The sequence below is a fragment of the Sinomicrobium endophyticum genome, assembly GCF_052983315.1.
Genome location: NZ_JBRKIS010000025.1, coordinates 431,504 through 445,954, shown reverse-complemented (window position 1 = coordinate 445,954; position 14,451 = coordinate 431,504). Strand labels below are relative to the sequence as shown.

Here is a 14,451-nt window from a genome sequence, read left to right as displayed (position 1 = left end):
TTATAACCATAACCTCACCGTTTAACAAAACCGGTGAGGTTTTTTTATGTATATTCACGAATAATTAATCTATTAAAGACGAAGCCATGAGTTACTTATTTTATCCGGTGATATTCTTTGGAATCATCATCTTCATTTCCGCATTTTTTGTGGTGAAACAACAAACCGCGGCCATCGTGGAACGTTTCGGGCGTTTTGAAAGTATACGTCATTCCGGTTTGCAACTAAAAATACCTATCGTAGACCGTATTGCAGGTAAAGTGAGCCTTAAAATCCAGCAACTGGATGTTATTGTGGAAACCAAGACGCTGGATGATGTTTTTGTAAAACTCAAGATCTCCGTACAATATGTCGTAATCCGTGAAAAGGTTTACGAAGCATTTTATAAACTGGAATACCCGCACGACCAGATCACCAGTTATGTTTTTGATGTGGTACGTGCCGAAGTCCCCAAAATGAAACTCGACGATGTTTTTGTTAAAAAAGATGATATAGCTATTGCTGTTAAAAGCGAATTGCAGGATGCCATGCTGGATTACGGTTACGACATCATCAAAACGCTGGTTACGGATATCGATCCGGATGCCCAGGTGAAAGCGGCCATGAACCGTATCAATGCGGCAGAGCGTGAAAAAATAGCAGCCCAGTTTGACGGAGATGCCGAACGTATACGTATTGTGGAAAAAGCGAAAGCGGAAGCCGAAAGCAAACGTCTGCAGGGACAAGGTATCGCAGATCAGCGAAGAGAAATTGCAAGGGGTCTGGAAGAATCCGTTGAAGTATTGAACAAGGTAGGGATAAATTCACAGGAAGCTTCTGCCCTTATCGTGGTGACACAACACTACGACACTTTGCAGTCTATCGGTGAATCTACTAACAGCAATCTTATTCTCCTGCCAAATTCACCGCAGGCAGGATCGGATATGCTCAACAATATGGTAGCGGCATTTACTACCAGCAACCAGCTCGGAGAGGCCATGAAAAAGTCCAGGAAGAAAGGAGATGGCAAAACGGGAGATGCCTGATATTTCCGGGAAAAATAATCCGAATAAAGCGCTCTGACCGCTTTTCATTTCAAAAATGAGTTCTGCATTACCGCAAAAACGATCTTCGCTTAAATTGCATTAGAGAAGGTCGTTTTTGATTGTAAAAGATAATGTAAACCCCCTTTTCAATAATTTTCCTCAATAATAATTATTATCAATATTTTTAATCCGAACAATAGATTCATTTAATAGCAGATCCCCATGCAAAATTCCTTTTACGTCTCCACGGATAAATCCATCCTTGATGTTGATCTCATAGAAGATTTTCTCAAAAACAAATCGTACTGGGCCAAAGGCAGGAGCCGGGATATTGTGGAGAGATCTATTGACAATTCCTTCTGCTTCGGTGTTTATACCAAAGAAGGCAAACAGGTAGGTTTTGCCCGCGTAGTAACAGATTATGCGGTTTTTGCCTGGATCATGGACGTATTTGTTCTTCCTGAATATCGCAAAAACGGCCTTGGAAAATTATTGTTGAAAAACATCATGCAACACCCGGAACTCACTAATGTAGAGAAGTGGGGACTGAAAACACTGGATGCACACCGTTTATATAAAAAGTTCGGATTTCACAATACTACGCAATCCGAACTGATTATGGAAAAAATCGTTTCTACGTAAGAAACAGATCCGGTATTAAACTCGTTGCGTTTTTTAGTTGGGAGTTCTTAGTTATTTGAACACAATATTACTGTTTCATGTATGAAACAGTACAGTACATGACAAAATCGGGTTTTCAACGAATTGTCGGAAAATCAGTTTTACCCGAACCATTTCGACCAGGCTCAATGTATCATCTAAAGGAAATCCGATTTTCCTCGATTTTTCACCCCAACCCTAAAGGGAGAAATCGAGGAAAATCTATCCGGATTGAATTTTGTCATGTTAAGATGAAAAAGTCTGCTTTTTCTGCGCTTCTCTAAGTCTCTTCTCTTTTAAGATACGCTGTAAAAATTCCATATAAGGTCGGTCAAACAATCAATAACCCGTTAACCAACAACTAATAATCTAAAAGACTTTCAACTCCAAAACTATATCAGTTCTTATCCTGAATTTTGGCCCAGGTATCCCGAAGCCCTACCGTTTTATTGAATACCAGCTTATCCGCACCCGAATCTTTATCCACACAGAAATATCCCAGTCTTTGAAACTGGTACCTCTCTCCTGCTTCGACATCTTTTAAAGATGGTTCTAAGTAACCTTTCGTGATGCTAAGGGAATCCGGATTGATAAATTCCATAAAATCCTTATCCTTATGCCTGTCCGGTTCCGGATCGGTAAACAACCTGTCGTATATACGCACTTCTGCCGCTACGGCATGCGGTACGGAAACCCAGTGCAGGGTGCCTTTTACCTTACGCATACTTTCTTCTGTTCCGCTTCCGCTTTTGCTCAGGGCATCGTAAGTACAATGTATTTCGGTAATATTGCCTTCGCTGTCTTTTACACAATCATCGGCTTTGATGATATAAGCATTTTTAAGCCTTACCTCTCCGCCGAGTTTAAGACGGAAGAATTTCCTGTTGGCCTCTTCCCGGAAATCTTCTCTTTCGATATAAATTTCCCTGGAAAAAGGTACTTTCCTGAAGCCTGCGTCCTCATCTTCCGGATTATTTTCGGCATCCAGCCATTCTTCCCCGCCTTCGGGATAATTGGTTATAACCACCTTAACAGGATCCAGAACGGCCATTACCCTGGGTGCTTTTTTATTGAGGTCTTCCCGGATACAAAACTCCAGCAGGGAAACATCCACCAGGTTTTCCCGTTTGGCTATACCTACCGTATCCGCAAAATTACGAATAGATTCTGCCGTATAGCCCCTTCGTCTCAGACCGGAAATGGTAGGCATCCTGGGATCATCCCACCCTGTAACTACTCCTTCTTTAACCAATTGCAAAAGTTTTCTTTTACTTACTATGGTATGACTTAGGTTCCTACGGGCAAATTCCCGCTGTTTCGGTTTTACCCTGCCATCGTCATAGACGTTGTCCAGAAACCACTCGTATAGTTCCCTGTGCATAGCGAATTCCAGCGTACAGAAAGAATGTGACACCTGCTCAATATAATCGCTTTCTCCATGCGTCCAGTCATACATCGGATATATCGGCCAATCATTTCCGGTTCGGTGATGACTTCGGTGTAGTATTCTGTACATTATAGGATCGCGCATCAGCATGTTGGAAGAAGCCATATCTATCCTGGCGCGGAGCACATGCTCTCCGGACTTGAATTCTCCTTTGCGCATACGTTCAAAAAGATCCAGGTTTTCTTCTACCGACCTGTTCCGGTACGGACTGTCTTCTCCTGCTTTTGTAGGCGTTCCTTTCTGGGCCGCTATTTCTTCGGAAGTCTGGCTATCTACGTAGGCTTTTCCCTTTTTTACAAGTTCTACGGCCCAGTCGTATAACTGCTGGAAATAATCCGAAGCATAGCATTCCTTATCCCACTCATATCCCAGCCATTCCACATCCCTTTTAATGGCATCTACATACTCCTGTTCTTCCTTTTCGGGATTCGTATCGTCAAAACGAAGGTTTACCGGGGCTTTATAATCGAGTCCGAGCCCGAAATTCAGGCATATGGAACTGGCATGACCAATATGCAGATACCCGTTGGGTTCCGGAGGAAAACGAAATCTCAGATTTTCTTTAGGGAAGCCTTCCCTGATATCCTCCTCTATGATGTGCTCTAAAAAGTTAAGCGATTTTTCTTTTTCCGACATGACAATTGCGGTTCTTTTGCTGCAAAAATACGCCAACTTTTGAAACCTGACAGGTGTATCGCCCAAAATGTATCTCCTGTATGGAGATATCCTTTGTCTTTGTTAGGAATAGAGTTACTTTTGCACTTTGACAGGAAAACAATGGGAATTATCAAACTGCACAATATCCGGGCATATGCCTATCACGGATGCCTGGTGGAAGAGGGAAAAATAGGCAGCGACTACCGTGTGGACGTGGCTGTTAAAGCCAACCTGCAACCTTCTGCCGACACGGACAATTTAAAGGATACTGTAGATTATGTACATATAAACAGTATTGTGAAAGAAGAGATGGGCATACGCTCGAAATTGCTCGAACATGTCGCCCGACGTATCCTCGACCGTATCTTTGATGAAATACCGATAGCCGAGGAAGCCACGGTAGAAGTTTCTAAAATAAACCCGCCCATAGGTGGTAATGTGGAAATGGTAACCATAGAGATGACCCTGACACGAAACAACCACAGAAAACAAAAGGAATTGTAATATTTACTTACGCAATTACCCGCTATAATGTATTTGATTTAAAAAATAAATTAGTAGATTTGCCGTCCCAAAGTATGGCACCGTGGCCGAGTGGCTAGGCAGAGGTCTGCAAAACCTTCTACAGCGGTTCGAATCCGCTCGGTGCCTCAAAAAAACGTCCTGCAGGATTTGCAGGACGTTTTTTTATATACGGATGCCGGGGCTTCGAACACTTACACCTCCGGTGTAAGCACTCGGCCGCCTCTTTTAATTTCTAAACCATGTGTTGTTTTTCATTTTTACTTACAGTTTACAAGCCTTTAAAAAACTCCCGACTCCAGAACTAATCAACTCCAAAACTATTACTATTTCTTCCGGATATCTTCTATAGCTTCCTTTATCTTTTTTTTCTCCCCGGGAAAAAATCCTTGTATAATCAATGCCGTACCAAATACCATCAAAACAATACTTATTACCCGTTTTACCTTGTATATCCGCCAGGGTGTAAGCTTTCCTTTTAACTGTTTGGCCAATAATATTTTTATACCGTCTACAAACAAGTATGTTATAATGATAGTACCGAAAAAGGTAACAATCCTGTCGGGCTCCATATCCAGTTTGGGACCGAAAACTATTATTATCCCCAACCAGAACCCCAATACGCCAATGTTGATAAAATTGAGCAAAAACCCTTTCATATACAGGGCTATATAATTCTTTTTCGGTATTACAAAATCCTCCAGGTTATCTTCGTTTTTCTTAAAATCCCTTTTGATTTTTACATAAGAAATAACTCCGTAGCACAGGAGCAAGGCACCGCCAAAAATAAAAAGTGCGGGGTCGTCCTTGAGTTTTTCCAGGATCTGATTGGTACTGAAATACGCAATAAGAATAAAGAGTATATCGCTTGTAATAACTCCAAAATCAAACGCAATTCCGGCCCGGAACCCTTTAATGGCACTGGTTTCCAGAAGTACGAAAAATACAGGGCCTATGGTAAAGGCGAGTAATATTCCCCAGGGAATGGCAGCCAGAATATCCTGCATCATGAAATCAACCTTTATTGTTCTAATATCTTTCCGCCAAGGAAGGTTTGTTTATCTATAACTTTAGGATTTCCGTATATCTTTATGGTACCACCGGCCTTAACCTTTGCTTCCACATATTCCGAAGCGTAGATTTCGGCAGTGCCTCCGGCATTCACATTAACGGTAGTCTGTTCCGTCTCCAGCGATTTACCTTCAAACTGTCCGCCCGTATTGATCTTCACTTCCTGATTCTTTGCCGTTCCTTTTACATCCAGGGTACCGCCGCTTATAGCTTTCGCCTTCAGTTTTTCAACGGCAAGGGTAACGTCTATTTCCCCGCCCTCCTGCGCTCTCAGTTCCAGATCTATCTGTTTGAATGTTTCCGGCGAAGATATAAATGCACTTTCATTGACATCAATAAGACTCAGTTTCTGATTAAAGTGTATTTCCACAAAGGTTTTATGTCCGCTGAACGTTTTCTTCAATTGCATCCGTACCTTCAGGTTACCATTGCTATTTACAACACTCACCTCGGAAGCATCTTCACCCGATATTATCACCTTATTTTCATTGGAAGGAATAAGTTGGGCCGAAATGCCATCAAATACTTTTACCGTATCAAACTTTCCGGTTTCTTTCGTAATATTTTCCTGGGAAAACCCGGTAGCCGTTATTAAAAGAAATAAAACAAAAAATACGCGTTTCATAAATCTCATTTTTTAGTGAATACAAAATTATGCATAATCCGCGGCAATAATTATTCCAAAGATATCCTTATTCTTCCGCTTTTCCCAGTAATTCAAAGTCCAAATGACGTTTTATAAGATCGGTATTCTTTACTCTTACCACAACTTCGTCACCCAACTGGTACATATTTTTGGTCACTTCCCCTACGAGGGCATATTGTTTTTCGTCAAAAACATAATAGTCATCTTTGATATCCCGGGTACGTATCATACCTTCACATTTATTCTCGACGATCTCCACATAAATACCCCATTCGGTCACCCCCGAGATAACACCGAGGAACTCTTCGTCCCGACGGTCTTGCATAAATTTAATCTGCATATACTTAATGGAATCCCTTTCGGCATTAACGGCCAGGCTTTCCATACTGGAAGAATGCCTGCACTTTTCTTCGTATTCTTCTTCCTTGGCAGAATCTCCGCCGTCGAGATAATACTGTAACAACCGGTGTACCATAACATCCGGATACCTTCGGATAGGTGAAGTGAAGTGTGTGTAATAATCAAATGCCAATCCGTAGTGACCAATGTTCTGCGTGGTATACTCGGCCTTGCTCATAGTTCGTATGGTGAGGGTATCTACGAGGTTTTGTTCTTTCTTCCCCTGTACTTCGGCAAGCAGGCCATTCAGAGAGCTTGAAATGGTTTTTCTGCTCTTCATGTTGATAGAGTACCCGAATTTGGAAATAATGCCTTGCAGCAGTATTAATTTATCTTCATCCGGTTCGTCATGTACCCGGTAAACAAATGTCTTCTGTGGTTTTTTACGTCCAATGAATTCCGCTACTTTCCGATTGGCCAGCAGCATAAATTCCTCTATGAGTTTGTTGGCATCCTTAGCTTCTTTAAAAAATACACCGGTAGGAACGTGCTCTTCGTCGAGATGAAACTTCACTTCTACCTTATCAAAAGATATGGCTCCGTTAAGCATACGTTTGGAACGCATGATCTTTGCCAGTTTGTCCAAGGTAAGTATAGCATCCGTAATTTCCTGTTCCACCTCATAGGTTTTACCGGTAAGGGAGACTTCTTCCGGTACCCGATTGTCTTCCGTATCCAGAATAGCCTGTGCTTCTTCGTAAGCAAACCTTCTGTCGGAATAGGTCACGGTACGACCGAACCAATGGTTGAGTACTTCGGCTTTACGGTTCATTTCAAACACCGCGGAAAAAGTATATTTTTCCTCATTGGGCCTTAAAGAACACGCATTATTGGACAATATTTCCGGTAACATGGGTACTACCCTATCCACCAGATATACCGATGTTGCCCGGTTGTACGCTTCATCATCCAACAGGGTTCCGGGAACTACATAATGCGAAACATCGGCTATGTGTATACCTATTTCATAATTACCGTTTTCCAGTATCCGAAAAGATAAGGCATCATCAAAATCTTTGGCATCCCTGGGATCTATGGTAAAAGTGAGTACATCGCGCATGTCCCGGCGCTTTTTTATTTCCTCCTCAGTAATGGATGTATCCAGCTGATTGGCAAAATGCTCCACTTCCGGCGGAAAGGTATATGGCAGACCGTATTCGGCAAGAATAGCGTGAATTTCCGTATCATGGTCTCCCGGTTTACCGAATACTTCTGTAATATGACCATAAGGAGAATCAGCCTTTTCCGGCCATTCGGTAATTTCTACCAGAACTTTATCTCCGTTCTCGGCGCCATTTATCTTGTTCTTGGGTACAAAAATATCCGTATACATCCGGAAATCGGTGGGTAATACGAAAGCAAAATTTTTCTGCATTTGAACTATTCCCACAAAGGCCATTTTTTTGCGCGAAAGTATCTTGGTGATCTCTCCTTCCACTTTTTTACTACTTCGCCTTCTATTGGGAAATACGTAAACTTCCACCTCATCGCCATGCAAGGCTTTCCCCAGCATGTTCGAAGGTACAAAAACGTCGTGATCCAGTTCTTCACAGACCACATACGCATTTCCGCGTCCGGTCATGTCGACCCGGCCGGTAAAATAATTCAGGGAAGGAATTGCCCGGTATTTCCCTTTTTCCACCTCTTCTACAGATTTTTTTTCCTTGAGTTCTACCAGCTTTTTTATCAGGAGATTTCTTCCGCCGGCATCTGTTATACCCAGTTTAGCCGCTATTTGTTTATAATTAAATGATTCATCCGGATTCTTTTCCAGTACGGAAAAAATACCTTTTGTTATTTCATGAGTTTTGTGCTTTTCCGCACGCTTTTTCTTTCTTGACATATAATCGTTTCTATTAAAGTTGAAAAGTACAAATAATAATTGAAGTAGTTCGGGGATAAAGAAAAGTTAAAATTATATTAAAAAAAGTGTAACAATACCTTTTTTCCATCGTCTTATATCCAAAAGACAACAAAAACTCTTGAAAAAAGTTTATAACATAATAGCTATTTTCCTACTCATCCTTATCACGGGAATACTTTCTTTTATAAGATATATAGATTATTCACTGGAACAAAAAGAGGATATAAGAGAGGTACGTATCACTACAAGAACTTCTACAGTGTACACTAAAATATTTTAGCAAATATCCGTCTATTTTTTTAATTTTATAAGAAGTTTACCAACAATCGTTTACATGGAAGATTTTGTTGTAGTGGCTACCTTTACGTATCCGCATGAATATACCGTATTACGGCATATACTCGAAGACGAAGATATACCACATGTTTTTGAAAACGAAACCATGGTCCATGTCACTCCTTTCTATTCCAATGCCCTGGGTGGTATAAGGCTTAAAGTGCACCGGGAAGATGCCGAAACAACTATTGCCATTATCAAAAAACTGGACAATAACGGTTCTTTTATGCGCATCGTATAGCCGGATATTTTATCTTGTCTCCTTCTAACCTTTTGCAATGTTATCTCCCTGTTTTTTGAAAGTAGTTAACAATATATACAATTATAATTTTTCTTTATTTTTTAAAAAAAACTTTTTGATGGTGTATTATGGGGTGTTAATTTGTAGAGTAAATTTTTTCAGTAAAGCTTGACTTTGGTGTTTATTAAAAATTATACAGGGTAATTAACAACTTGTTGGTAGTGTAAAGGATTAATTTTTACGGTGAAAGAGATCGTAATTAACAGTTGTCAACAACTGTCAACAACCGGATATTTTTAATAATTCAACTTGTTAATATCTGTTGATAACCCTGCATTGAAGTTTAATAAACAGCGAAGAAAAATTCATAGAAATGATTTGTTTTCTTCACAAAGAAAATCATATTGCAATATATTCCGATATATGCAAATTATTTTGTGAGTAGTTAATCTATAAATATTAACAATCTTTGTTAAGTTATAATTAACTGAAAATTAAATAATTATAAAATCGAATTAACAAGGCTGTTTATATAGCTTAAAAAGGCTTATTTAGTACCTTTGTATACTGTAATATTAAATGTTTATATGATGAAAATATCCATTGGTAACGACCATGCGGGCACGGAATATAAGTTTGCTGTAAAAGAACTTCTGGAAAGTATGGGAATAGAGGTGGTAAATCACGGAACGGATGTGAGTTCGAGTGTGGATTACCCGGATTTCGTGCATCCTGTGGCTGACGATGTGGAAAAAGGCGCTGTGGATTTCGGCATTATTATATGTGGTAGCGGTAACGGTGCTTCGATGACTGCAAACAAACACCAGGGGGTTCGTGCTGCACTTTGTTGGACCAGGGAAATAACCCAGCTGGCCAGAGAGCACAACAATGCCAATATATTGAGTATTCCCGCGCGTTTTGTTTCTTTGCCCCAGGCCCTGGATATGGTAAAGACTTTCCTGAACACAGAATTTGAAGGAGGAAGGCACCAGAACAGGATAGATAAGATTCCGGTATGTTCATAAGGATTGTTTTTCCTGTTGGTCAAACAGGATGAAAGAGGTAATTTATTTATAAAAGTTCTCCACGGAGAACTTTCTTATTCTAAATACAAACTATGCTTTCCATATCGGTAAAATATTTCAATGAACTGACCCTGCAGGAATTATATGATATATTGCAGTTGCGATCGGAAGTTTTTGTGGTAGAACAGGATTGTGTCTACCAGGATATAGACGGTAAAGATGGAAAGGCATTGCATGTTATCGGAAAAAAAGAGGGCAGGATAGTTGCTTATACACGTTTGTTTCCCGGTGGAACATATTTCGAAGAAGCCAGTATCGGGCGTGTAGTGGTTAGTAAATCGGAAAGGCAATACGGTTACGGGCATGATATTATTAAAGCTTCGATAGAAGCCGTTAAAAATCATTTCGGGGAAAATAAAATAAAAATATCCGCCCAGGAATACCTGGTTCGTTTCTACGAAAAGCACGGTTTTGTTAAGATTGGTGAAGGGTACCTGGAGGATGGCATACCGCATATTGCCATGGTACGGCAATAGAGGGTTAATCCAGTTCCAGTTTACCGTAAAAGTTCATCTGGCGTGTTATCCAGTTTATTCTGTTTCCAATATACGCGGATGGGGGATTTGCGGACAGTTTTCTGGGATTTGGCAAAATTGAGGCTATAGCCGAAGCTTGTCTTTTGCTGAGATTTTCAGCAGGTACGTTGAACCAGAATACAGCAGCTTCTTCCGCACCGTAAATACCATCTCCCATTTCTATCGAGTTGAGGTATACTTCCAGGATGCGTTCCTTGCTCCAGAATAGTTCTATAAGGAAAGTAAAATAGGTTTCCAACCCTTTGCGAAACCAGCTCCTGGCCGGCCACAGAAATACGTTTTTTGCGGTTTGCTGGCTTATAGTGCTTCCGCCACGGATGCGCTTTCCTTTTTGATTGTTATCGTATGCTTTTTCTATAGCTTTGAGATCAAAACCGTTGTGATGCGGAAAATTCTGGTCTTCACTGCATATAACCGCCAGTTGCATATTCCGGGATATTTTGTCTATGGAGATCCAGCGATGTTGCATAACTATGCTTTTCCCTTCCTGCTTTTGTTCCAGGCTTCGTATGAGCATAAGTGGTGTAACGTAAACCGGGCACCATTTAAAAAGGAGTACCAGAAAAACGGAGACAATTACGAACCAGAAAACACATTTTACGATAAACCTGATTATTCTTCTTAGCATATTATTCATAAGTAAGTGCTGCGAGTTCTTTCCCGATCCATGTACCGATGGAAATTCCTATACCACCGAGCCGGACTCCGCAATACACATTGTCTGACAGGGTTTTTACAATAGGTGTTTTTTGCTTACCCATTCCCATTATACCACTCCACCGTTGTTCCGTCTCATAAGGTGTTCCGGGCAGGATAACTGTTTTCAACAGGTATTCCAGCCGGTCCTGTATTAATTTTGTTTCCCCGAATTCAATGGTAGTCTCCCCGGTAATGTCCAGGTTTCGTCCGCCGCCAAATAATATTCTGTCCCCTACATTCCGGAAATAATAATAACCTTTATCGAGGTGAAAAGTGCCTTTTATTTCCAGGTTTTTAATGGGTTTGGTAATAAGCACCTGTGCCCTGGCGGGAACTACATCTTCTTTTATCAGCGCCGGAGTAAAACCATTGGTGGCGATGAGTAGTTTTCCTGTTGAAAATTCGAAATTGGAGGTGCGCACAAAGACATTATTTCCCATATCTTCAAACTCTTTTACTTCTGTGCAGTTGAGAATCCAGATATCGTTCTCCGTACATTTTTTGAGCAGTGCCTGCATCATTTTCCCGGTATTTATCTGCCCTTCGAAAGGAGTGAAGATATACTTCTCCTGTATTTGTTTAAATCCGAATACATTCTCTTTTACCGAAAATACTTGTTCTCCGAATACGGGATGTAACAGTTTGTTTATCCGGGCTATATTATCCAGGCAATTTTCAAAAAAAGCAGGATCGTCTTTCGGAAACAGTTCCTGCCCCCCGTACTGGCGATAGTCCATGATATTATCGCCGATATTCTTTCGAAGCATTTGAAGGCCTTTCCAGCGCTTTTCGACAAGGGTTACCATTTCCTCCTCCCTGGTATTGTTTAAATCGTCCAGGAGCTCGGAAATGCTCCCGAAACTGGCAAACCCGGCATTTTTAGTACTGCCACCTTGTGGAAGTATCCCTTTTTCCAGAATAAGTATCCGGGAGTTGGGATATTTTTCGCGAAGCGCAAGGGCACAATTGAGCCCGGTAATGCCACTGCCTACAATAGTAAAATCCGTGTCGGATATCCATTCTGTTTTCTCCCAGTAAGAAAGCTGCATATCTGGTAAAATTAGGGTATCAAAATCCATTTATGATGGGGAAAATATACGGGCAATAACCGAATTGTTCCCCGGAATACATATGAGAAGTTGAAGTTAAGAAAATTATGGTAATCACACCCGGAAAAAGGTGAAACAGAAAAGTATCCGTACGGATCAGGCAGATTTTTTTTGCATCAGGGCGAGAGTCAGGCCTATTCCTGTCCCCGTAATGGTGCCCAGTATAAAATCGAGCCAAAGCATATTTTCTCCGGAAGTCGAATGATAAACCGTCGAGGCAATGATTCCGAACATGAATACGATAATACCGGATAGTTTTAAGAATTTGTATTTCATTATATTCAAATGATTTACCCTCATAATTTACAAAATAAAAGGGTGAAATAAAAATGAAATACTTCTCCGGTCGCTAATCGTTCAGTTTTAGTACGGCCATAAACGCCTGTTGCGGAATTTCCACATTACCTACCTGGCGCATACGTTTCTTACCTTTTTTCTGTTTTTCAAGCAGTTTTCGTTTACGGGAAATATCTCCTCCGTAACACTTGGCCGTAACATCTTTACGGAGTGCTTTGATGGTTTCGCGCGATATGATCTTTGCGCCGATAGCGGCCTGTATAGGGATGTCGAATTGCTGCCGGGGAATGAGTTCCTTTAGCTTTTCACACATTTTTTTACCGATGTTGTATGCGTTATCCGCGTGTATCAGGGCCGAAAGGGCATCTACCGACTGGTTGTTAAGCAGGATATCCACTTTTACCAGTTTGGAAGCACGCAAACCGATAGGCGAATAATCGAAAGAAGCATAACCTTTGGATACGGTTTTTAACCGGTCGTAAAAGTCAAAAACAATTTCCGCAAGCGGAATATCAAAAGAGAGTTCTACGCGCTCCGGAGTAAGATAGGTCTGGTTAATGATCTGTCCCCTTTTGTCAATACAAAGGCTCATTACGGGTCCTATGAAATCCGATTTTGTGATAATCGTAGCCTTGATATATGGCTCCTCCACTCTATCCAGTTTGGACGGATCGGGCAGATCGGAAGGGTTGTTTACCACAGTAGCCGTATCCGGTTCTTTTTTGGTATAGGCCAGGTATGAAACGTTGGGTACCGTGGTTATTACGGTCATGTCGAATTCGCGTTCCAGACGCTCCTGTATGATCTCCATATGAAGCATGCCGAGGAAACCGCAACGGAAACCGAATCCGAGCGCGGCAGAACTTTCCGGGGTAAATACCAGGGAAGCATCATTGAGCTGGAGTTTTTCCATAGAAGCACGGAGTTCTTCGTAATCTTCCGTATCTACGGGATAAATACCGGCAAACACCATCGGTTTTACATTCTCAAAACCGCCGATCATATTTTTGGTAGGGGTCTTGGCATCGGTGATGGTGTCCCCTACTTTTACTTCTTTGGCTTCTTTGATACCGGAAATAAGATAACCTACATCTCCCGTTTTTATAACTTTTTTTGGTACCTGGGAGAGTTTGAGCGTTCCTATTTCATCTGCGTAATACTCTTTCCCGGTAGCCATGAATTTTATCTTCTGTCCTTTGGTTATTTCCCCGTTTACCACCCGGAAAATAACTTCAATACCGCGAAAAGGATTGTAAACGGAATCGAAGATCAAAGCTTGTAACGATTCGTCCGTATTTCCTTTTGGCGGAGGAATACGCTCTATGATAGCTTCCAGTATTTTATCTACACCGAGGCCTGTTTTTCCGCTGGCGGGAATAACTTCCTCCGGACTGCAGCCCAGGAGGTCCACAATATCATCGGTTACTTCTTCCGGACTGGCGCTCGGAAGATCTATTTTGTTCAGTACCGGGATAATCTCCAGATCGTTTTCCAGTGCCAGGTAGAGGTTGGATATGGTTTGTGCCTGGATACTCTGTGCAGCATCTACGATAAGCAATGCTCCTTCGCAGGCTGCAATGGAACGGGATACCTCATAGGAGAAATCCACGTGACCGGGAGTGTCTATCAGATTTAGTATATAAGTTTCACCGTTGTAAACATATTCCATCTGGATAGCGTGGGATTTAATGGTAATGCCCCGCTCTCTTTCCAGGTCCATATTATCCAGTAACTGATCTTGCTTTTCCCTCTCCGTTACCGATCCGGTGTAGTCCAGCAGCCTGTCGGCCAGGGTACTCTTACCGTGGTCTATATGGGCAATAATACAAAAATTCCGGATGTGCTTCATAGCAAACG

Annotated in this window: 14 protein-coding genes and 1 tRNA gene; 7 read left to right on the top strand and 8 right to left on the bottom strand. The window is 41.4% G+C overall.

The window, feature by feature from the left end:
• Positions 1 to 86: 86 nt before the first annotated feature.
• Together ACVBDU_RS10425 and ACVBDU_RS10420 are read left to right on the top strand one after the other, a co-directional pair.
• Positions 87 to 1,025, top strand: coding sequence for an SPFH domain-containing protein (locus ACVBDU_RS10425; protein ID WP_447179684.1), 939 nt, complete (start codon positions 87 to 89; stop codon positions 1,023 to 1,025).
• 222 nt (positions 1,026 to 1,247) lie between these two features.
• Positions 1,248 to 1,667 (top strand): GNAT family N-acetyltransferase, encoded by a 420-nt coding sequence (locus tag ACVBDU_RS10420; protein WP_447179683.1) that lies wholly within the window; start codon positions 1,248 to 1,250, stop codon positions 1,665 to 1,667.
• Positions 1,668 to 2,082: 415 nt separating this feature from the next.
• On the opposite strand, the gene ACVBDU_RS10415 is transcribed toward ACVBDU_RS10420, so the two are convergent.
• Positions 2,083 to 3,768, bottom strand: a complete 1,686-nt coding sequence (locus tag ACVBDU_RS10415; protein ID WP_447179682.1) for a glutamine--tRNA ligase/YqeY domain fusion protein — start codon at positions 3,766 to 3,768, stop codon at positions 2,083 to 2,085.
• A 141-nt stretch (positions 3,769 to 3,909) separates the two neighbouring features.
• Between ACVBDU_RS10415 and folB the strand changes: the two genes are divergently transcribed.
• Complete coding sequence (gene folB / locus ACVBDU_RS10410) at positions 3,910 to 4,293, top strand: dihydroneopterin aldolase (RefSeq protein ID WP_447179681.1); 384 nt, start codon at positions 3,910 to 3,912, stop codon at positions 4,291 to 4,293.
• A gap of 76 nt (positions 4,294 to 4,369) precedes the next feature.
• A tRNA-Cys gene (locus ACVBDU_RS10405) sits at positions 4,370 to 4,440 on the top strand.
• A gap of 197 nt (positions 4,441 to 4,637) precedes the next feature.
• On the opposite strand, the gene ACVBDU_RS10400 is transcribed toward ACVBDU_RS10405, so the two are convergent.
• The 3 genes from ACVBDU_RS10400 to rnr form a co-directional block, all read right to left on the bottom strand.
• Positions 4,638 to 5,321, bottom strand: coding sequence for a LysE family translocator (locus ACVBDU_RS10400; protein WP_447179680.1), 684 nt, complete (start codon positions 5,319 to 5,321; stop codon positions 4,638 to 4,640).
• An 11-nt stretch (positions 5,322 to 5,332) separates the two neighbouring features.
• Complete coding sequence (locus tag ACVBDU_RS10395) at positions 5,333 to 6,007, bottom strand: head GIN domain-containing protein (RefSeq protein WP_447179679.1); 675 nt, start codon at positions 6,005 to 6,007, stop codon at positions 5,333 to 5,335.
• Positions 6,008 to 6,074: 67 nt separating this feature from the next.
• Positions 6,075 to 8,270, bottom strand: a complete 2,196-nt coding sequence (gene rnr / locus ACVBDU_RS10390; protein ID WP_447179678.1) for a ribonuclease R — start codon at positions 8,268 to 8,270, stop codon at positions 6,075 to 6,077.
• Positions 8,271 to 8,625: 355 nt separating this feature from the next.
• Between rnr and ACVBDU_RS10385 the strand changes: the two genes are divergently transcribed.
• The 3 genes from ACVBDU_RS10385 (at position 8,626) to ACVBDU_RS10375 (ending at position 10,429) form a co-directional block, all read left to right on the top strand.
• Complete coding sequence (locus ACVBDU_RS10385) at positions 8,626 to 8,868, top strand: DUF2007 domain-containing protein (RefSeq protein WP_447179677.1); 243 nt, start codon at positions 8,626 to 8,628, stop codon at positions 8,866 to 8,868.
• Between the two features lie 590 nt (positions 8,869 to 9,458).
• Positions 9,459 to 9,893 carry a ribose 5-phosphate isomerase B gene (rpiB, locus tag ACVBDU_RS10380; RefSeq protein ID WP_447179676.1) on the top strand — a complete coding sequence of 145 codons (435 nt, stop codon included), beginning with the start codon at positions 9,459 to 9,461 and terminating at the stop codon, positions 9,891 to 9,893.
• 92 nt (positions 9,894 to 9,985) lie between these two features.
• The gene (locus ACVBDU_RS10375) at positions 9,986 to 10,429 is read left to right on the top strand and encodes a GNAT family N-acetyltransferase (protein ID WP_447179675.1); all 444 of its coding nucleotides are present in this window, start codon (positions 9,986 to 9,988) and stop codon (positions 10,427 to 10,429) included.
• 4 nt (positions 10,430 to 10,433) lie between these two features.
• Here the strand turns inward: ACVBDU_RS10375 and mtgA are convergent, their stop codons facing one another.
• The 4 genes from mtgA to lepA all read right to left on the bottom strand — a co-directional run bounded on the left by mtgA (position 10,434) and on the right by lepA (position 14,443).
• Entirely contained in the window at positions 10,434 to 11,117 is a 684-nt protein-coding gene (mtgA, locus tag ACVBDU_RS10370) for a monofunctional biosynthetic peptidoglycan transglycosylase (protein WP_447179674.1), read from the bottom strand.
• Between the two features lies 1 nt (position 11,118).
• Positions 11,119 to 12,237, bottom strand: a complete 1,119-nt coding sequence (locus tag ACVBDU_RS10365) for an NAD(P)/FAD-dependent oxidoreductase (protein ID WP_447179673.1) — start codon at positions 12,235 to 12,237, stop codon at positions 11,119 to 11,121.
• 156 nt (positions 12,238 to 12,393) lie between these two features.
• Positions 12,394 to 12,573, bottom strand: coding sequence for a hypothetical protein (locus tag ACVBDU_RS10360; protein WP_447174656.1), 180 nt, complete (start codon positions 12,571 to 12,573; stop codon positions 12,394 to 12,396).
• A 73-nt stretch (positions 12,574 to 12,646) separates the two neighbouring features.
• Positions 12,647 to 14,443, bottom strand: coding sequence for a translation elongation factor 4 (gene lepA / locus ACVBDU_RS10355; protein ID WP_447179672.1), 1,797 nt, complete (start codon positions 14,441 to 14,443; stop codon positions 12,647 to 12,649).
• Positions 14,444 to 14,451 lie beyond the last annotated feature (8 nt).